Genomic DNA, 20,360 nt, shown 5'->3' with positions numbered 1-20,360 from the left:
ATTTCATTGGTTTTTACTAATTGATTTATTTGTGGAGATATCACCGATTTGAGATGATTTCACCGTTTTTTGGTTCTTCTCTTAAGTTAAATCCTTGAAAATGTTTGACAATTCTTCCATGTCGTCGAAGTGTGAGCGTTCGCCTTTTACTTCCTGATATTTTTCGTGACCTTTTCCTGCTACCACCACTATATCTCCTGGCTTGGCCAGCATGCATGCTGTTTTTATCGCTTCTCTTCTATCTACGATACTCAGCGTGTACCTTTTAAATGCCGGGTCAACGCCTTCTTCCATATCCCTTATGATCTGCGCGGGGTCTTCTGAACGGGGATTGTCGGATGTTAGAATTACCCTGTCACTCCACTCGCAGGCGGCTTTGGCCATAACCGGGCGTTTGGTTTTGTCGCGGTCACCGCCACAGCCTATTACGGTTATCACTTTCTCGTTATTCTTGCGGATATCATGCACTGTGCTCAGGATGTTCTGGATTGCATCCGGCGAGTGGGCATAATCAACAATACCGATGATTTTATTTGGCGCTATTATGTAATCAAACCTTCCACGTGCGCCGGTAAGCTTGCTCAGGCTGGTAAGTATTTTGGTTTTGTCTTGCTCTAACAGCATGGCTGCCGAATAAACTGCCAGTAAATTGTAGGCGTTAAACGTCCCTACCATTTTAAACCAAACCTCTTCACCGTCAATCTGCAAATGCAAGCCTTCAAACTGGTTTTCTAAAATGCGGGCCTTATAATCAGCCATATTTTTTAAACCGTATGTTTTCTTGTGCGCTTTGGTATTCTGCAGCATTACATTACCATTCTTGTCGTCGATGTTGGTCAATGCAAAAGCGTTGGCCGGCAGCTCATCAAAAAACATTTTCTTGGCCTTCAGGTACTTTTCAAATGTTTTATGGTAATCTAAATGGTCGTGTGTTAAGTTCGAGAATATGGCCCCGGTAAAATTCAGCGCGGTTATGCGGTGCTGGGCTATAGCATGCGAACTAACTTCCATAAAGCAGTAATCGCAGCCTTTTTCAACCATTTCGGCCAATAAAGCGTTAAGTACTACCGGGTCCGGCGTGGTGTGGGTAGCAGTTATTACTTCGCCGTTTATTTGGTTTTCAACAGTCGATAGCAACCCGCATTTATAACCCATATCGCGAAACAGCTTATAAAGCAATGTGGCGATAGTGGTTTTGCCATTGGTGCCGGTTACCCCTACCAGTTTTAATTGCGATGATGGATTGTCGTAAAAATTAGCGGATACAATTGCCAGCGCAACGGACGAATTCGCTACCATTAAAAAATCAACTTCACCGGTAACACGCGACGGCAGCTCTTCGCAAATTATCGCGATGGCACCCTGCTCAATTGCCTGCAAAATGTAATCGTGCCCGTCAACAACGGTGCCCTTTACAGCCACAAACATGCAGCCCGGCACCACCTTGCGCGAATCAAAAACAATGGCGGTAATCTCCACATCGGCGCTTCCCTGCAGTTCGGTAAATGCCAGCCCCTCTATTATGTCGCTCAAATATCTCATTGCAATTGAATTATTATTTTTGATCCTTTTGGAATTATACTGCCCGCCGCTTCAGACTGATTTGCCACCATACCGCTGCCGCGTGCCATAACTTTATAGCCTGCATTTCCCAGCACATACAATGCATCACTTAAACCCATGCCTTTTACTTGCGGCACAACCCCGCTTTTATAAGTAGCCTCTTCAAACGCAATACCGTTACTGGTGTCAACACTGTTGGTTGCTGTATTATTTGCATAAAGCGGCTTAACATTAAGCTTGGCATAAACCTGTTTCAGCGCCTTTACATTACCCTTTTTTATCTGCGGTAAATTTGTATTGCCCACATAATGCACTACAGGCGCAGGGTGCAATCCATGATCGGCGGCATAAACCCGGTCGGCAATTTTTTTGAATACCGGCGCGGCGACTTTAGCGGCCAGGTATGAGCCTTTTGAGGGCCGGTTAACCACTACTATCATGGAATATTTAGGGTTTTGAGCCGGAAAATATCCCGCGAAAGATGTTTGATAATTCTTTTTATCGCCGCCATACCCTTTTGAGGTATTAGCGATTTGTGCTGTTCCGGTTTTTCCGGCGGCAGTGTATTCCGCATTTTTAAACAGGCTTTTAACGTTACCTTCTTTAACTACCCCCTCAAGCAGGTTTTTCATTTTACCAAGCGTAGCATCCGAGCATACTTTTGGATTGATTACCCTCGCCTGGAATTGCTCAACTGTATTCCCTAGCCGGCGAATTTCTTTCACCAGTATCGGTGCTATCATTTTGCCGTTATTAGCTACGGCGTTATAAAGCGCCAGCATTTGCAGTGGCGTAATCTTCATTTCGTAACCGTAGGCCATTTCAGGCAGGGTGTAATTGATATTCCAACTACGGCTTTTGGGGTTTTTAACTACCGGTGTCGGCTCCCCCGAAATTTGCAGCTGAAGTTTTTCGTTTAAATGGAAGCTATACAGTTTATCGGTATACTGCCATGGATTGTTATAATAGGCGTTGTACACAAATTTTGCAGCCGCCACGTTCGACGATTCCTCGAAAGCCTTTTTAGCCGTCATCATAAAATTGTAGTCCTCAACATCACTAATCATCGGTCCTTTGGGTATTTTGTATTTACCACCGTCGCCGTTAATCATGGTGTTGGTATCAATTTTATGCTGATCGAACAAAGCCATATAAGTAGCCAGTTTAAAGGTTGAACCTGGATCGCCGGCATCACTTATAGCATAGTTTAGTTTTTCTTCATACTTGCCTTCTTTGGTTTTGGTGAAATTTGCTATCGCCCTTATCTCGCCGGTGGCAACTTCCATTAACACCACGCAGCCATGGTCGGCTCCGGTGCTATCCAGTTGTGCTTTTAATACTTCCTGGGCTATATCCTGGAAGTTCACGTCAATCGTCGAAATAATATCCGCGCCGTCTTTAGGCTCAACTTCATCCTCGCCGTTATTTACGGGCATCCATAATCCACCGGCCACACGCTGCACCAGGCGTTTGCCGCTTTCGCCATTTATATAATTAGCGTATGCCCCTTCAAGGCCAACCGCATTCTTTACATTATCATTCTTGTAGCCGATAGTACGCGAGGCCAACGATTTAAATGGCAGTACACGCCTGTTTTGCTCAACCACTATCAACCCGCCTTTGTATTTACCCAACCTAAAAATCGGGAACTTACGCAGCTCCAACAGTTCATGATGTGTTAACCTGCGCCTGTTCAGCAGTTCATAACGCGAGTTTTCTTTACGCGCATCACGCAGCCAGCGGTTATATTCTTTTGGCGTTTTATCTTCATATAACTCCGATAGCTTTATAGCCAGCGAGTCAACGTTTGCATTAAATGTATCATCATCATCAAAGCCGGGAGCACCCATATCCAGGTGCACGTCATATTCAGGTACCGATGTTGCCAACAAGCTCATATCAACAGCGAAAATATTTCCGCGGGCGGCTTCTACAGTCTGGTATTTGGTGCTAAGCGTAGTTGCCATGGCTTTCCACTTTGCCCCCTGCACAAACTGTACGCGGCAAAGTTGTATAACCACCGCAGCAGCGAAAACCAGTATCAACCCGAAGGCCAGGTAAACCCGTATGAGTATATTTTTCCTAATGCTCATCCTTCACCTCCGTATCTGTTAATTTTTGTGGTGGCGTGAGCGACTCCTTTAAACCCAGCCCCAGTGTATCCGAGCGTTTTACAACTTGTGTAAGCGTGCTTTTAAAAGCAAGCTCGGCTTTGGTGGTTTTAAAATCCCAGCTCAGCTCCTTTACTTCTTTGGTTATCTTATTAATATCACGTATGTTCCTTTCGGCAAGGTGCATGTTGGCTATGTACACCATACCCAAAAAGGCAATAAACAGTACAAACGGCAGCGCCCGGGTTGCCGATTCGGCATTCCAGAAACCTTTGGTAAAAAACTGGGTGAACCAGTTGTCGGGAAATTCCTGGTCGCGTTTTTCCTCAACAATCAGTTTTTGTTGTTCAGCTTCTTCCTCCTCTATTTGCGTACGCAGCCTGTTTGTCATTTTTTTACCGCTATCCTTAACTTAGCGCTCCGTGCCCTGTTGTTATCCTTTATTTCTTCTTCTGATGCTGTTATAGCCCCGCGGCTTACCGCGTCAAATGGCCTGTTATCGTTTCCGTATAAATCTTTCTCCAGTTCGCCGCTGAATTTGCCTTTGGCGATGAAGTTTTTTACCAGCCTATCTTCCAGTGAGTGGTACGACATCACCACCAAACGCCCGCCCGATACCAATACCGATGCTGTCTGGATTAAAAAATCCTTCAGCGCTTCCAACTCCTGGTTAACTTCGATGCGCAAAGCCTGGAAAACCTGCGCCAGGTATTTATTTTCTTTTCCCTTCGGGATGCGGTTGCTGATGGCATTTTTCAAATCGGCAACTGTAATTATAGGCGCATTCAGCCTTGCCATTACAATTGTATTAGCCAGCGATTTTGCATTTTGTATCTCGCCGTAAACGCCAAAAATTTTATGAAGCTCTGCTTCGCTGTAATTATTAACTACCTCTTTAGCACTCAACTCCGACTGCTGGTTCATCCTCATATCCAGCTCGGCATCAAAGCGGATTGAAAACCCGCGTTCAGCCTGGTCAAACTGGTACGACGAAACACCCAAATCAGCCAGTATGCCATCAACAGGAACAGCATCGTGCAAACGGCAAAAGTTTTTCAGGTAACGGAAGTTTTGGTCGATAAACACAAACCGTTCGTCATCTATCGCATTCTGCTGCGCATCGGCATCCTGGTCAAAAGCCAGAAGCCTTCCATCTTTATTCAAATGCTTTAATATTTCGCGCGAATGGCCGCCACCACCAAAGGTCACATCAACGTAGGTACCTGCCGGTTTAATGGCAAGGCCTTCAATACATTCCTTAAGCATTACGGGAGTATGGTAGGTACTCATACGTTACCCTCCCTTCTTTTATCACCCATTACTTCTTCGGCCAATGCAGCAAAGTTTTCAGGCTCGCTTTCAATCATCGCATTGTATGCTGCCCTATCCCACATTTCAATTTTTGTTAGCATACAGTTTAAAACCACATCGCTGCCAATACCGGCATAATCCAATAACCCCTGCGGTAAGTTCACCCGGCCGGCAGCATCAAGCGTTAATTCAGTTGCGCCACGGGTAAAATACCTGATGAATTCTATGTTTTTGGTTTCGTATTGATTAAGTTTGTTGAGTTCATCAAGTTTTTTGTCCCATTCTTGTTTAGTGTAAATGACCAGATACTTTTTAAAGCCACGATTGATCACAAGGCTCTCTTTCTCAGCTTCTGGAAGCTGTTTCTTGAGGCCCGCAGGGATCATCATGCGCCCTTTGTTATCTAGTTTACACTCAAACTCGCCGTTTAAATAGGACATATAAAAGCTATGGCAATTAATTGTATGTAAAATTAGATTTCTTTTACCACTTCTTACCACTTTCTACCACTAAAGTTATTAACACTTGTGTAATAGCCATGTGGATTATTATTTGTACCGTAATTTGTTTTCTTTTGCCTTAAAAAATCCTATCCAATAAATCCATTTACACCTAATTTTTAAGTAGTTACGCAGCAAAAAGATGAATATTTTAAAGCTTGATAACGGGTTTGATTTAGCCATTGAAAACACCGGTAAAAAGGCCAGGTTGGTGGTTTATAACAATGGCGTGGAAAATGTTTGTCGGAAATCGACACTAAAAAACGTCGTGGCATTTATGCAATCAGGTGAGAACCACCTATTTAAAGGCAGACTGCAATTACACAAGGCAAACGGCAGCATAAATATCATGGTAAAAGGTAGCAAAGTGGGAGAAATTTCGATTCCCGGCTTTTTAGATTACCTACAGCAACTTAATTGAAAAATAACGCCTATATTTAATTATTATGAAAGCAAAACATCTACTTTACGCCCTGTTTATGCTGGTAGGATCGGCAGCAGTGGCCCAAACAACCATGCCGGCATCCGAAACTGTACTGAAAGACGCTTTCGCCCAGGCAGGCAGAGAAAATAAAAAGGTATTACTAATGTTCCATGCATCGTGGTGCGGCTGGTGCAAAAAAATGGATGCATCGTTAAACGACCCCTCCCTTAAAAAAATGTTCGATGATAATTATGTTATCGCTCATCTGGACGTAATGGAGCAGCCTCAAAAGGTCGACCTTGAAAACCCGGGTGCGATGAAGGTGATGACTAAATATGCAGGCGAAAGTTCGGGCTTGCCTTTCTGGCTTGTGTTAGATGTAAAAGGTAACGTGCTGGCCAATTCATTAATGCCAAAAGATGGTGCTTTTATCGGTATTCCCGAAGATAACGTAGGTTGCCCTGCGAGCGAAAAAGAGGTTGCTTTTTTTGATACGATTTTGAAAAAAACTACAAATTTAAAGGATGGGGACATCGCAATAATTCACAAGCGCTTTCTTTTAAACCAGCCACCTCCGGCACCGGCAAAAGGAACTGAATAAAAACATAAAAGAGGCTTTATAATAGCGATGGGTTTGAAACCCTTCGCTATTATAAAAACATCCTCAATCTGGAATTCCGTAAGCCTCCAGGCTATCCCCTTCAATAAACATTTATAAATGAGAATTTTATCTTTCCTGGCCCTTTTGTTAATCGTCAACTTCTCATTCCAAAACAACAAAGTCGTCCAGTTCGATGTCCGCAAAATATTAAACGCACGCCCGGTATCTACCTTAAATAATAGACGCATAACAACCTGGACAAAGGGCATTGATGGTGGCGGTTTCGGCGATGGTTATCTCACGCTTTCAGCAGCATTATTTAATGGCGATAAGGAGCCACATGCTTTGCCTGATAATCCCATTTTCGCTGCAAACGAATCGCATCCGGAAATAAAACTACACTACTCAAATGCCGACAGCCTGAATTTACAAACCTGCAATATAGCCGGGTCCGGACAAGTTGAATTTGCGGTGCCGCAACAAAAGTATAAAGCTGTTTACCTTGCCCTTACCAGTTCTGAAGGTGCGTCGCAGTTGCACATTACTCTTATCTACAAAACAGATATTGTTACCAAAGATATTACACTGCCTGATTACTATGCCGACCTCAACCCCACTGATAAAAGCCTGGGGTATCTTGCCCACGACTTGGCGAAATGGGGCAATAAAAACAACATGACCGAAAAGGATCATCACAATATCGATTTGCTCAAGGTAGAAACCGACCCTGGAAAAATTCTTAAAATCATTACGATTAAAAAGGATAAAGCAGGCTATTTGGTTTTCTGGGCTGCCGCGGGCGAAAAAGCGTAGCATTTATCCTCATTATTTGTATGTTTGGGTAACAAACTGATCTCATCATGCAATCAACCAAACTCTCCCATCACTTTAAATTTATTGCGCTGTTTTCTTTTCTGCTGATAGCTGCAATCAAAACCAATGCCCAGGTAATCACCATTGACTCTGTCGACCGCTTGGTTGAACGTGCACTAAAATCCTTCAACGTGCCGGGCATTGCTGTAGCCATTGTCAAAGATGATAAAGTTGTTTATGCCAAAGGTTATGGCGTACGCTCTTTAAATACCGGCAAAAAAGTTGATGAAAATACATTGTTCGGCATTGCATCAAACAGCAAGGCGTTTACTGTAGCGGCAATAGGCATTTTGAGCGATGAGGGAAAATTAAAACTGGACGACAAGGTTACCGACTACATCCCCGAATTTAAAATGTACGACCCTTACGTTACCGCTGAGTTTACTATCCGCGATTTGCTGACACACCGCAGCGGCCTGGGCCTGGGTGCCGGTGATTTAATGGATTTCCCCGACTCGACCGATTTTACTATGAAGGATGTGATACACAACCTGCGTTATCTTAAGCCAGCGTCGAGTTTCAGGAGCAAATATGATTATGATAACCAATTGTATAAATTGGCAGGCGAGGTTATCGCCCGGGTATCGGGAATAAGCTGGGAAGAGTTTATTGAAACCCGGATTATGAAGCCATTGGGTATGACGGGTAGTTCGGCAGCCTACCAGCGGATAAAAGATTATTCAAATGTAGTGGACGCGCACTCTCCTGTTGATGGCAAGGTAGTGGTTATCCCAAGATATTTGAGCACTACCGGCAATGCGGCAGGCGGCATATATTCAAGTGTAACCGATTTGAGCAAATGGGTAATTATGCAAATGAACAACGGTAAATACGGCGACGGCAAGCAGCTTTTCAGCCAAGCGATACACTGGCAAATGTGGTCGCCGCAAACTATCATACCGGTGGGGCAAAGTCCGTATTATAACACGCATTTTGCGGCTTACGGCTTAGGCTGGGGCTTAGCTGATGTAAAAGGATACAAACAAGTGAGCCACACCGGCGGCATTGATGGCATGGTAACCCAGGTAATGCTGCTGCCCGAGCTTAAGCTGGGTATTATAGTATTAACCAACCAGGCATCGGGCGCGGCGTTTACAGCAGTAACAAACCAAATTAAAGATAGTTACCTTGGTCTTAAAACTGGGCGCGACTGGATAAAACTATTATCCGACCAGGAAAAAGCAAACATGGGCGGCGCCGACAAAGTAACCGCCAACGTTTGGAAACAGGTAGAAGCCAGTAAAAAAGACGCTGCAAACGTAGATGCAAAGCTTTATACCGGCACTTATCACGATAACTGGCTTGGCGATGCGGTTATCAGCGAAAAAAACGGGCAGCTTTGGTTTAACGTGAAGCATTCGCCCAAACTAAGCGGGCAAATGATGCTTTATAAGGGCAACACCTTTGTTATAAAATGGGTGTACCGCAGCATGGAAGCCGATGCCTTTGCACTCTTCTCATTTGATGAAAATGGTAAATCATCTGGTTTAAAGCTGAAAGCGGTATCGCCGGCAACAGATTTCAGTTTTGATTTCCAGGATTTGGATTTTCATAAAGTGAACTGAGGGAATGCGGACGTCGAAGTGCCGATTTCGGATGTATAATTTAACGTTCCTGTTCACAGTGGAACAGTATGAACAGGGTGGAACAGCAACGGTTCGGCCCAAGCTACTAAAAAGCTTGTTTCTGCAACAATAATGCACTTTTTGACTTATTTACTACTCAAAAAACGCGAAAAGTACTGACAAATTGGTGTCAGTGCTTTTCATAAAAACGCCTCAATCATCGGCATCTAAGCAGGCTCAGCTATTCAAACTTTCTTAAATAATTCTTCGCAATCAACTCCCCATACAAAATATCACTGCGCTTTTCCATACTGAACCACGGCGAATTATATTGCAGCACCTGTATATTTTGCGCAGGCATAAAGCTTTTGGCCAGTAAAAATTGCTTTTGGTGCTGGCTGTTCTCCACTACATCCATCACAATAAAACAATGCCCCGGCGAGCCGCCATGTATAAATATATCGCCCGCTTTTAATTCGCTAGGGTTTGCTATGGCGCGGGTCTCGCGCTCCAACGATATTGTGCTGGCATACGAAAACACCAGCTCCATATATCGCATAAATGCGGGATAACCATAGTCCTTTTTTGCTTTTAACACCCATTTATCGTTCCGGTACCTGTAGCCCTCGGCATAGTGTATGTAATCGCATTTAAAGCCGCTCACAAAATTAAAGCTGATGGCCTTGTAGTTTTTTTGCTGATAAAGATATTCGCCGCGCAGGCGCATTACGGCATCGGCGCATTGTTGTAAATCCTGGTTGCCAACACTCATATCGACCACCGCCGCAGTATAAACATCAGTGCGGGCTATATCGCCTTTGTACGTTTTTGTCTGTGTACCTGGCGGTTTTAAAGGCAGGCTTTGGAGGTAAGCCGCAAAACTTCCGGGCGTTACTGCAACGCGATGATAACCTTCGGGGGCTTTAAAACGGGTAGTCACATTATCAGCAGCAAAAAAGTTGCTGATAAATAAAATGATAAAGGTTAACGTTGTTTTCATAGGTTGTTAAACTTGATATTTTTTCACACAAAATTCTTCTCCGCCTCACCTAAATCCTCTCCAAAGGAGAGGACTTAACTTCGCTCTCTACCGTTGCAATTTTCAGAACCCGCTACTTTGGAGAGGGCAGGGTGAGTATCTTAAATTAATTCAGGTCTGTATTCAAAGTGCATGGTATCAAAGTGATACCACTTGCCACCCCATATAAATCCGTGTCGTTCAAATATGTCCACTATAGTCTGTGGTATCCTGTTTTTATACATTACCCCGGCATTTTCATTGGTGCATTTGCAGGCCCACTGCCAGTAGTCGGAGTAAGTGGTGTTGATATCAATTGTCATCCCAAAGCTGTGCATGCTATGCCTGTTAGTCCCGTTTATATTGCGCCAGGTAAAAGTGCCGCCTATATTGGTTACGTATTTCTTATATTCAGGATGTGCATCAAGTTCCGCCGATATCTGTATTAACTTCTTATCTATCCCATTTATTTTAGTGACCGTAATTTTTTGATTAACCAGCTTGGGGCACCAGGTTATTTCGGTCAGGTTTTTCCTTACGTCTTTGTCGCTTGCGCCGTACATCTTCATAAAAAAAGCCTCATTCCTAACCCGGCCCGGGTCGAAATTCACAGCAAGTGATATTTTTTGGATACCAACGCTATATTTTTGACTGAACATATCTTCAATGTCGGGCTTATCCAGTAGCAATTTCGCTGATTTGTTCTTGATACCATCGTCCCATAATAGTTTGGTGCCGTCTTTTAGGATGATGTTGTTGTTTTGGTAGCCTTTAACAAAATCGGGGTAGCATTTAATTAGTTTTTCCGCAGATGTAGGGATGGTATCGGATGTTTTTTGGCCTTTTATTTTAGCTGTTGACCGATTAGCCAAGCTTATCAGTATTAGGAAGTAAAGAAATATTGTTGTTGTGGCTTTCATTTATTCGTTGAGTAAACAAACCTAAAGTTTATCTTGCGTCAGTGTGGCCTATGTCACAGATAATGCGTCAATATTTCGCACATGTAAAGTCCTTTAAACTTTTCCATTTTTAACTTTTCCCTGGTTTCCACACCAACCATGTATAGCGGGCCCTTGGCATAACTCCGCCCAAATTCAATATCTGTTCTGTAAAATCCGTCCGCTAATGGTGTGCTATCTTCAAGATAGATTGGGTGGGCGCCAACAACCTCGTTGTACTCGCCGCATGCAGGGTTAAATTCTATATACCTTATTCCCTCAATCGTTAAGTCATATCTCTTCTGATTTAAAATATCCATAAAGAATTTTTTAGGATTATTTGGCAGAGAATAAAAAACAACATTCTCGTAATTATTTTGGATACAAAAATCCTTAAACCTTTCAGATACAATTAAGTAGCTATCAAAAGTGTAAGAAACATCATATTGCGTTTTCTTTAGTTTGAATTTAGGTGATATATGTAAACGCCTGTTTCTCACATAATCGAGGCAATCGCATACATTTACTTCGTGCTGATCCTGGTTCATATACGAGTAGTTATCCGGCCCGCTCAAATCATTACCGATTATTGTACCTTTTTTTGATTTAGCCATGAGACTAATATATGACATTAGTTATGATATTGGTTCAGTAAAAATTTGAAAAGACAATTCAAATCAAATATTGAAAGTTGCAAAAATCCGTTAAACTTTTCACCTCTTTTATTGAAAACGTACGTTTCATATCGACGATTAACCTATTTTTATAGCTCAAAAATTGTTATTTATGATTAATGTTAACAGAGCCTTATTAAGCCTCCCCCTACTGACCCTTGCCATTACTCCGTTTAATATAAAGGCGCAAACTGTCCCGGCCGTCGGTAAAGCCTGGGTGGCGAAATCAAACAGCTATACCAAAATATTAATTGATATATCTGAAAAATATTCGCCCGAATTTGGCTCATCGCAGGGGCTTGCAAAGTACGATACGCTGGTAGCTGTACCAACCCTCGCTAATGATCTTGCCGAGCGTAAAGAACGGGAAACAGCACTAACCTCACTGGAAGGCGCGAAGCAAAAAGAAACCGACAAATTTGTAAAGCAGGACCTTGATATTTTGATTAGTCAATTGAAGCTGAGCTTTAGAAACGAAGACTTTTCTCTAAACAAAAAAGTTCCGTTTCTAAATGCAACTGCTACCGTTTTTAGTGGGCTGCAGTCGTTGCTCGACGATCAAACACCTGTAGAGCGCAGGGCTGCCGCAGTAATCCGCCTGAAAAAATATGCGGGGCTGCAGAATGGCTATCAACCGATCAGCGCTATTTATAAAGCCCGTACGCTTGAGCAAATTGCCAAGCCGGGAATGATTTACCCATCAAAGCAGGCCACCGAGGTTTCGCTTTCGCGCAATGCAAGTATGCTGGCAGGTATCGAGGGTTTATTTAAAAAATATCAAGTTACCGGGTACGAAACGGCTTATGCGGAAATAAAAAAGCAATTGGAAGATTATGATGCCTGGGTGAAAGCAACGATACTTCCCAAAGCCCGCACAGATTTCCGGCTGCCACCTGAAGAGTACAAACTGAACCTGGAAGGTTATGGTATCGACATCCCGCCGGCCGAAGTGGCAAAAATGGCCCATGCTGCGTTTACCGATATCCAGGAACAGATGAAGCCTTTGGCTGAGCAAATTGCTAAAAAATACAATCTGCCATCAAGCAATTACCGCGAGGTGATGAAATTTTTGAAAAAGAAGCAAATTATAGGCGATTCTATAATGCCGATTTACCAAAAGCATTTGGCGGATATTGAAGCCATAATAAGGGCACAACGTTTGGTAACGCTGCCAAACCGGCCTGCTATTATCAGGCTGGCCAGCGAGGCAGAAACCGCACAGTCGCCAGCGCCGCATATGGTACCGCCGCCATTTTTAAATAATACCGGTCAGCGTGGTGTATTTGTGCTGCCGCTGAATATGCCGCCCGCTCCCGGCGAAAAGGTAGACAAATACGACGATTTTACCTTCGATGCTGCCTCATGGACCATTATAGCCCACGAAGCACGCCCCGGCCACGAACTGCAATTTGATAAGATGGTAGAAGAAGGCGTATCGCAAGCCCGTGCCCTTTATGCCTTTAACTCAACCAACGTTGAGGGATGGGGATTGTATTCCGAATATATTACCCGTCCGTTTATGCCCGTTGAGGGCCAGCTCGTATCGTTAGATTACCGACTGTTGCGCGCCGCCCGCGCCTTCCTTGACCCCGAGTTGCAAGCTGGTACCATAAACCAGGAACAGGCGTTAAACCTGCTGATGACCGATGTAGTGCAATCGCATGCCTTTGCCCAGCAGGAAGTGCAACGCTACAGCCTTAATGCCCCGGGCCAGGCTAACAGCTACTTTTATGGTTTCACCAAAATGATAGCGTTACGCAAGGATGTCGAAAAAATACAGGGCGCCAAGTTTAATCAACAGCGCTTTCATGATTTTATCCTGTCGCAGGGAATACTGCCGCCTGCATTGTTAAGGCAAGCTGTAATGACCGATTATTTAACGCAGAAATAGAAGCAAGAAGTCAAGAGACAAGAATCAAGAGAAAAAGAGGCTTTCGGAGATATTAATTTTCTGAAAGCCTTTTTTGTAACTCAATTGCCGGTAGGTGTTGAATATTACTATCTTCGTCGGCAATCACAAGTTTCCTATTGTTTTCAATGCTTGTAGTTAAAAGCTTTTTATAAGCTTCTGTTACCCCTTTTAGTATTTTATCGCGCAGCAAAACATTTTCAGGCGTCAATTTTGTTTTGGTGTTTACCAGCAATCCTGAGCTATCAACAGCTTTGGTTACCTGGCCGGCTTCGCGGGTTTTAACCTGTTCGGGCTTGCCCATATCGTTGGTGATTATTGTGTAAAAATCACAAATAGGGATATAAAGGCTGTGAAGATTATAGCGCCCCCTCGTAAACCTACGAGTTATTATTTCATCAGAAAGCGGCCTGCCTCCCGCACCGGCTACACGTTGTATGGCAAGTTGAGGGGTGTTAAGCCACAAAAATATAAACGAAACTTTATACCCGTTTGATTGTGCTTTTTTAATGAGGCCTACATAGCATTTACCGGCAAGTGTAGTTTCAATCGCAAAATCTACCCCGCGCTGCAATAACAGTTCAATCGTGTTAAGGGCGATTCTTCCTGCCTTAATAGCCACCCGTTCAGGAGTAGAAGCCGATAAACCTGCTAATATATTGCTGGGATTTACAAAATCCGTACAGTTCAGCACTTCGGACAATAAGATATTGGCTACCGTTGTTTTACCAGCGCCATCACAGCCTGCTATAATGTATAGATTGGGCATTCAGATAATTTATCTTGCAAATTACAATTTTCATAAGTAATTTCTTATCATCCAACAACCGATAAGGTTTTTATATACAACTGCTTTACTTGTAAAACATTATACACGCAACTCGGGATTATTAAATGAAATTATGCCGGATGAAATTGTCGAAAATCCATTTCAAACTTTGAAATGGATTCTACTGAACATTCACATTGAGATAACAAATTTGAGGTTCGTCAAATTCTTCACAAATTATACTGACTGTAATATCATATGCACCGCGACCTAATGGTGTTAGCAAAATTTCTTCCGTTGACTCCATTTGTGTATGCAATATATGATTAAATTTAACTCTAAAATTATTTTCATCAATGGAATAATTCCGATTGAATATTTCATCGTCACTCGAATAATTCCCTACAGTTCCCAAAAAAAAGCTCGACCTAAGTTCGTCTTGCTTGCGCTTCAGAGCGGAAGCTTCATCAATTGGATTCCTTGGTAATTTCTCCGGTTTAGTTAAGTCAATACTGGGAACATCTCTTTTATTTTTCGAAATATAAAGGCTATTGGGAAATTCTATCTCTAATACAACATTGGTCGCTTTTGATTTACCTATATTCTTGAGGGTAAGGTAAAAAGGCACATGTGTTCTCTTATGTCGCTCGTACAAAATAACGTTAGTATTATATTCGGCAACTTCTGTCCCATTGCTCTCGATGATATTATTATATCTAATAAGTAAATTCGAATTTATGTATGGACGCACGTCATATGGTGCTTCAGTAATTTTTTTTAAATATAAATTTGAAACAGTCTCTAATTCAGAATCAGCGATATATTTTATCTCCAAATCCTTTTGGTTATTTATTAATATTTCAAAAAAAGGCAACCTAGAGCTTTGCTTCTTCTCAAGCTCGATTATCCGATTCTTTAATTCCCTGTTCTCCTTACTTAAAACAGCCATTTCTTCGCCCACTTTCGGCGACATTCCCTCATTCGCCCTTATCCAACCTATTCGATTGTATTTTGCAAACGCTTTTGTAAGCGCTATAGAAATTTTTAATGCCAGATCGCTTTGTTCATTCCAAAAATTAATCATTGCATCAGAAGAAACTTTCGAGATAAACGATTCTAGTTTTTTCTTTTTTGAAGCTTCTATGTCACGTTGTTCAGGTGTGGTGGCGGAATTGCGATTGCGTATAAATGTTAAAATTGGCACACCAATTTCTTTCGCATAATCATGTTCTTTTTCTGTGTAAGAGATACCTTCGCTGGTTGTCGACCCGTATCTATGCCCGATAATTAAAACATAAAAATCACTATTATCTATTGTAGTTTTAATCGTATCCCATTGCTCATTGTTATCAGCACTGAACATTTCCATTCCAATTGGTATATGATACATGTCCAATATAGATTTAGTTACAGTTTCTCTAGCTTCGACTAAATCTTTGAACGTTGAACTTATGAAAATTTGAAATTTTTTCCCTGACATGTTTAGAATCTTATCGATAGACGTTTTAAATTGAGGTGAATTCTCGAAACCTCAGCGAAATAATTTACATGTTTGTCCTAACAGGATCATGTAGCATGTCGCTCATTTCGATGATCCTATTGTCAATTTCACTAACACATTTATTCATCATCCTAACGCACTCAAATTGGTCTACCAATCCCTCCTTTTCCAAATTCATCAATCCTTTAAGTGTGGCTATAGGGCCGCGAATCTGATGGGATAAGTACGAAGAATATTCCGAAAGCTTTTTATTTTTTACTTGCAAGTCTTTCGTTCTTTCGTCTATTATCTCCTCTATATGATAGTTTATTCTAACTAAGCGATCCTTTTGCTGTGAAATTTCGGTATTGAGTAAGTTGATTTGTTTTTTTAGTTTCTCGTTTTCTATAACAAAAACAAGTCTCTCGACTTCGGTAATTTCATTTTCAACAATAAGTTTCTTGTCCTCGACAATAGGCTTCTTCTGCTCAGTAATCGGAGAAGTCACCTCAGTTGCGCGCGTCCAACCTGCCCGATCATACTTATAAAATGCCTTTAGGAGCGAAATTGACACCTTTCGCGCTAAATCATTTTGATCATTCCAGTAACAAATCATTGCATCCGCTGATACCTTATAAATAAAGGACTCTAATTTCTTTTTTTTGAAATTTTCCTTATCCCTCTGTTCGGGGCTAGTCGGCACATCGCGATCTCTGATGAATGTTAAAATCGGTATTCGGCTTTGCTTTGCATAATTATATTCCTTTTCGGTATATGATATTCCTTCTGTAGTCACCGAACCATATCTGTGTCCAATAATTAAAACATAGTAATCACTATTATCAATTGTAGCTTTTATGGTATCCCACTGTTCGTTATTATCCGCGCTGAACATTTCCATGCCAATTGGTATGTGGTACATATCTAATATTGATCTGGTAATAGTCTCTCTCGCATCTATTAAATCTCTGTAAGTTGAACTAAGGAAAATTTGATATTTTTTTTCGAACATATCTATATGTGACAATTTAGATGTGTGAATATAATATATTTTATTTTGTTAATTTTCAAATCAATATCAACCCCTACATATTCCTCCTATACTGCCCCCCTACCTCATACAACGCATGCGATATTTGCCCTAATGAACAATATTTACAGGCTTCCATCAGGCTTTCGAAAATATTTTCACCGGCTATGGCTTTGTGTTGTAGTTCTTTTAGCAGTTGCGGAATAATCGCCTCGTTGCGATGCTGAAACTGGTGCAGCGCCTCGATCTGGTACTGCTTTTCCTCTTCTGTGGCACGTATTACCTCGGATGGAACTATTGTTGGCGACCCTTTTTTGTTGAGGAAGGTGTTTACCCCCACGATAGGGTATTCGCCGGTATGTTTAAGGGTTTCGTAGTACAGCGATTCTTCCTGAATTTTACTGCGCTGGTACATGGTTTCCATGGCGCCGAGCACACCGCCACGGTCATTTATGGCTTTAAATTCGGCTAATACGGCTTCTTCCACCAGGTCGGTAAGTTCTTCAATAATGAATGCGCCCTGTATGGGGTTTTCATTTTTGGCAAGGCCAAGCTCACGGTTAATAATCAGCTGGATGGCCATTGCCCTGCGAACGGATTCTTCCGTAGGAGTCGTTATCGCCTCGTCATAAGCGTTGGTATGCAGCGAATTGCAGTTATCGTAAATGGCATACAAAGCCTGCAGCGTAGTGCGGATATCGTTAAAGTCAATCTCCTGCGCGTGCAGTGAGCGGCCGCTGGTTTGTATATGGTATTTAAGCTTTTGCGAGCGGTCGTTACCCTTGTATTTATTTTTAATGGCCTTGGCCCAGATGCGGCGCGCCACGCGACCGATCACCGAATATTCAGGGTCGATGCCGTTACTGAAGAAAAACGACAGATTTGGCGCAAAATCATCGATATGCATGCCCCTGCTCAGGTAATATTCCACGTAGGTAAACCCGTTGGATAGTGTGAAAGCCAGCTGCGTAACCGGGTTAGCACCAGCTTCGGCAATGTGGTAGCCGGAGATAGAAACGGAATAAAAATTCCTTACCTTTTCGTTAATAAAGTATTGCTGTATATCGCCCATCATCCGCAAGGCAAACTCGGTGGAAAAGATACAGGTATTTTGTGCCTGGTCTTCTTTCAATATATCCGCCTGTACCGTACCGCGAACGGTGGCAATGGCGTAGGCTTTTATTTTTGCATAGATATCTGCGGGGAGTACCTGGTCGCCGGTGAGGCCGAGTAAAGATAGTCCTAACCCATCGTTGCCTTTTGGTAGACCGCCATCATAGGTTGGGCGGCTTGTTTTCCTGTCGTCATAAACTTCTTTATACCTCGCCTCCACCAAATGCTCCAGCTTATGCTCTTTAATATACTTCTCGCATTGCTGGTCGATAGCGGCATTCATAAAAAAGCCGAGCAGCATAGGCGCCGGACCGTTTATGGTCATGGATACGGAAGTTGACGGACTGCACAGATCAAAACCGGAGTACAGTTTTTTAGCATCATCAAGCGTGGCAATACTCACGCCGGAGTTGCCAATCTTTCCATAAATATCCGGCCGGATGTGCGGATCTTCTCCATAAAGGGTTACAGAGTCAAACGCCGTTGATAGGCGGTGTGCCGGCTGACCATAGGATACATAATGGAAACGTTTGTTGGTACGCTCCGGACCGCCTTCGCCGGCAAACATACGGGTTGGGTCCTCACCTTCACGTTTCAACGGGAATACACCAGCCGCGTAAGGAAATTCACCCGGCACGTTTTCGGTAAGCAGCCAGCGCAGAATATCGCCCCAGGCTTCGTATTTTGGTAATGATATTTTGGGGATTTTCAGTTGGGATAAAGATGTGTAATAAAGCGGTTGCTTTATTTCCTTGTCCCGCACTTTATAAATAAAATTTTCGGCTTTATATTTGGCAACGGTATCGGGCCATTCGCGCAACAGGCGTTTGCAATCGCCATGCAATTGGTCGTCAAGGTGATTTTTTATATCCTGTAGAGACGCAATATTTTGCGTCTCCGCGTTTACTAATTTTATCACCCCGTCCAACTGGTAAAGTTGCTGGGCAATTTTGCACTGTTCATTCACCCATTCTTTGTAAGCATTGCTGCTTTCGGCAATTTCGGCCAGGTAACGGTTGCGGTCAGGCGGTATAATGTATATCTTTTCCGATTCGCCTTCATGCTCAACAGCGGCATGCGTTCCAATTAAATCAACACCTGTTTTTGTTTTAATCGCTTTCATCAGCGCGGTAAACAGGGTGTTCATGCCGGGGTCGTTAAACTGCGAGGCCATGGTGCCATAAACAGGTATCTCATCGTCTTTAGCGTGAAACAGCATGTGGTTACGCTTGTATTGTTTACGCACATCGCGTATGGCATCAAGTGCACCGCGTTTGTCGAACTTGTTAAGCGCCACCAAATCGGCAAAATCAAGCATGTCGATTTTTTCCAGCTGGGTAGCTGCGCCAAACTCGGGAGTCATTACATACAGTGACAAATCGCAGTAATCGGTAATCATGGTGTCTGATTGTCCGATGCCTGAGGTTTCAACGATGATTAAGTCATAACCCGCAGCTTTGCAAATATCGATGCTTTCCTGCACGTGTTTGGATAACGCCAGGTTTGCCTGCCGCGTAGCCAACGAGCGCATGTAAATGCGTGAATTGTTGATGGCATTCATCCGTATCCTATCGCCCAACAAGGCACCACCTGTTTTACGTTTGGATGGATCGACCGAGATAATAGCCATGGTTTTATCAGTTTCCATCAAAAACCGTCGGACAATCTCATCCACTAAAGATGACTTGCCAGAACCGCCTGTACCGGTAATGCCCAGCACCGGCGTGGTAAGCTTATTAATTATTTTGTGAACTTCGGTTAAAAAAGCATCAGCTTCGGCGGGGTAGTTCTCTACAATGCTTATCGCCGTAGCAATTGATTTGATGTCTTTTTCGGGCAGGTGTTTTAGCTCGCCGTTCAGTTTTATTTTGTTCTGGAAATCGCATTTTTCCAGCATATCGTTTATCATACCCTGCAGACCCATGGTACGGCCATCATCAGGCGAGTAAATTTTTGTGATACCGTAGGCTTGCAGTTCGGCAATTTCATCGGGCAAAAACACGCCGCCACCGCCGCCAAATATCTTGATATGGCCTGCGCCGCGCTCCTTCAGCAGGTCGTGCATGTATTTAAAATACTCTACGTGGCCGCCCTGGTAGCTGGTTAGGGCGATCCCCTGCACATCTTCCTGTATGGCACAATTCACCACCTCATCAACCGAGCGGTTATGCCCCAAATGAATTACTTCTGCACCGGATGATTGCAAAATACGGCGCATGATATTAATGGTGGCATCATGCCCGTCGAATAACGAGGCAGCAGTTACAAAACGGATTTTGTACCTGGATTTGTAGGGAGCAATGCTTTCCATGCAGGCTATAATTAGTAAAGTGCAAAATTAATATAAATAAAGCATCAAAAAACTATGCGTGCATAATAATATCAGCAATGGAAAAAGCTAAGCATTTGTAAGCTGTGGTTAAAGGTACAATTTTGCATCACGGCTATAAATCATAAACCTCTAATTAAATTGTTCGTCAG

17 protein-coding genes are annotated in these 20,360 nt (G+C 42.9%); 5 read left to right on the top strand and 12 right to left on the bottom strand.

The window, feature by feature from the left end; translation table 11 throughout:
- Positions 1-81 precede the first annotated feature (81 nt).
- The 5 genes from NAF19_RS24705 to mraZ are packed head-to-tail and all read right to left on the bottom strand — an operon-like array spanning position 82 to position 5,425.
- The gene (locus NAF19_RS24705) at positions 82-1,542 is read right to left on the bottom strand and encodes a UDP-N-acetylmuramoyl-L-alanyl-D-glutamate--2,6-diaminopimelate ligase (RefSeq protein ID WP_252793034.1); all 1,461 of its coding nucleotides are present in this window, start codon (positions 1,540-1,542) and stop codon (positions 82-84) included.
- Positions 1,539-3,656: a PASTA domain-containing penicillin-binding protein gene (locus NAF19_RS24700; RefSeq protein WP_252793033.1), complete on the bottom strand. Its 2,118-nt coding sequence runs from the start codon at positions 3,654-3,656 to the stop codon at positions 1,539-1,541. Before NAF19_RS24700 ends, NAF19_RS24705 begins: the two co-directional genes overlap by 4 nt.
- On the bottom strand, positions 3,646-4,065 hold the full coding sequence (locus NAF19_RS24695) for an FtsL-like putative cell division protein (RefSeq protein WP_252793032.1): 420 nt from the start codon (positions 4,063-4,065) through the stop codon (positions 3,646-3,648). Before NAF19_RS24695 ends, NAF19_RS24700 begins: the two co-directional genes overlap by 11 nt.
- Positions 4,062-4,964: a 16S rRNA (cytosine(1402)-N(4))-methyltransferase RsmH gene (gene rsmH / locus NAF19_RS24690; RefSeq protein WP_252793031.1), complete on the bottom strand. Its 903-nt coding sequence runs from the start codon at positions 4,962-4,964 to the stop codon at positions 4,062-4,064. Before rsmH ends, NAF19_RS24695 begins: the two co-directional genes overlap by 4 nt.
- Complete coding sequence (gene mraZ / locus NAF19_RS24685; RefSeq protein WP_252793030.1) at positions 4,961-5,425, bottom strand: division/cell wall cluster transcriptional repressor MraZ; 465 nt, start codon at positions 5,423-5,425, stop codon at positions 4,961-4,963. The genes rsmH and mraZ overlap by 4 nt, the downstream gene beginning before the upstream one ends.
- Positions 5,426-5,627: 202 nt before the next feature.
- On the opposite strand from mraZ, the gene NAF19_RS24680 reads away from it, so the two are divergent.
- The 4 genes from NAF19_RS24680 (at position 5,628) to NAF19_RS24665 (ending at position 8,948) form a co-directional block, all read left to right on the top strand.
- Positions 5,628-5,906, top strand: coding sequence for a hypothetical protein (locus NAF19_RS24680; RefSeq protein ID WP_252793029.1), 279 nt, complete (start codon positions 5,628-5,630; stop codon positions 5,904-5,906).
- A gap of 25 nt (positions 5,907-5,931) precedes the next feature.
- Complete coding sequence (locus tag NAF19_RS24675; protein ID WP_252793028.1) at positions 5,932-6,510, top strand: thioredoxin family protein; 579 nt, start codon at positions 5,932-5,934, stop codon at positions 6,508-6,510.
- A 117-nt stretch (positions 6,511-6,627) separates the two neighbouring features.
- Positions 6,628-7,323: a hypothetical protein gene (locus tag NAF19_RS24670; protein ID WP_252793027.1), complete on the top strand. Its 696-nt coding sequence runs from the start codon at positions 6,628-6,630 to the stop codon at positions 7,321-7,323.
- 47 nt (positions 7,324-7,370) lie between these two features.
- On the top strand, positions 7,371-8,948 hold the full coding sequence (locus NAF19_RS24665) for a serine hydrolase (RefSeq protein WP_252793026.1): 1,578 nt from the start codon (positions 7,371-7,373) through the stop codon (positions 8,946-8,948).
- A 241-nt stretch (positions 8,949-9,189) separates the two neighbouring features.
- Here NAF19_RS24665 and NAF19_RS24660 read toward each other — a convergent pair whose 3' ends face one another.
- The 3 genes from NAF19_RS24660 to NAF19_RS24650 form a co-directional block, all read right to left on the bottom strand.
- Complete coding sequence (locus NAF19_RS24660) at positions 9,190-9,948, bottom strand: DUF4846 domain-containing protein (RefSeq protein WP_252793025.1); 759 nt, start codon at positions 9,946-9,948, stop codon at positions 9,190-9,192.
- A gap of 140 nt (positions 9,949-10,088) precedes the next feature.
- On the bottom strand, positions 10,089-10,886 hold the full coding sequence (locus tag NAF19_RS24655; RefSeq protein ID WP_252793024.1) for a M15 family metallopeptidase: 798 nt from the start codon (positions 10,884-10,886) through the stop codon (positions 10,089-10,091).
- 53 nt (positions 10,887-10,939) lie between these two features.
- Positions 10,940-11,518 (bottom strand): hypothetical protein, encoded by a 579-nt coding sequence (locus NAF19_RS24650; RefSeq protein WP_252793023.1) that lies wholly within the window; start codon positions 11,516-11,518, stop codon positions 10,940-10,942.
- Positions 11,519-11,690: 172 nt separating this feature from the next.
- Here NAF19_RS24650 and NAF19_RS24645 point away from each other — a divergent pair, with 172 nt between their 5' ends.
- The gene (locus tag NAF19_RS24645; RefSeq protein WP_252793022.1) at positions 11,691-13,469 is read left to right on the top strand and encodes a DUF885 domain-containing protein; all 1,779 of its coding nucleotides are present in this window, start codon (positions 11,691-11,693) and stop codon (positions 13,467-13,469) included.
- 52 nt (positions 13,470-13,521) lie between these two features.
- Here the strand turns inward: NAF19_RS24645 and NAF19_RS24640 are convergent, their stop codons facing one another.
- The 4 genes from NAF19_RS24640 to NAF19_RS24625 form a co-directional block, all read right to left on the bottom strand.
- Complete coding sequence (locus NAF19_RS24640; RefSeq protein WP_252793021.1) at positions 13,522-14,256, bottom strand: ATPase; 735 nt, start codon at positions 14,254-14,256, stop codon at positions 13,522-13,524.
- Positions 14,257-14,437: 181 nt separating this feature from the next.
- Positions 14,438-15,736 (bottom strand): DUF4062 domain-containing protein, encoded by a 1,299-nt coding sequence (locus NAF19_RS24635; RefSeq protein WP_252793020.1) that lies wholly within the window; start codon positions 15,734-15,736, stop codon positions 14,438-14,440.
- 64 nt (positions 15,737-15,800) lie between these two features.
- Positions 15,801-16,748: a DUF4062 domain-containing protein gene (locus NAF19_RS24630; protein WP_252793019.1), complete on the bottom strand. Its 948-nt coding sequence runs from the start codon at positions 16,746-16,748 to the stop codon at positions 15,801-15,803.
- A gap of 73 nt (positions 16,749-16,821) precedes the next feature.
- Positions 16,822-20,190, bottom strand: coding sequence for a methylmalonyl-CoA mutase family protein (locus NAF19_RS24625; RefSeq protein WP_252793018.1), 3,369 nt, complete (start codon positions 20,188-20,190; stop codon positions 16,822-16,824).
- Positions 20,191-20,360: the final 170 nt, after the last annotated feature.

The sequence above is a fragment of the Mucilaginibacter flavidus genome (assembly GCF_024055575.1).
GTDB lineage: Bacteria > Bacteroidota > Bacteroidia > Sphingobacteriales > Sphingobacteriaceae > Mucilaginibacter > Mucilaginibacter flavidus.
This window is presented reverse-complemented; position numbering and strand designations above follow the sequence as displayed.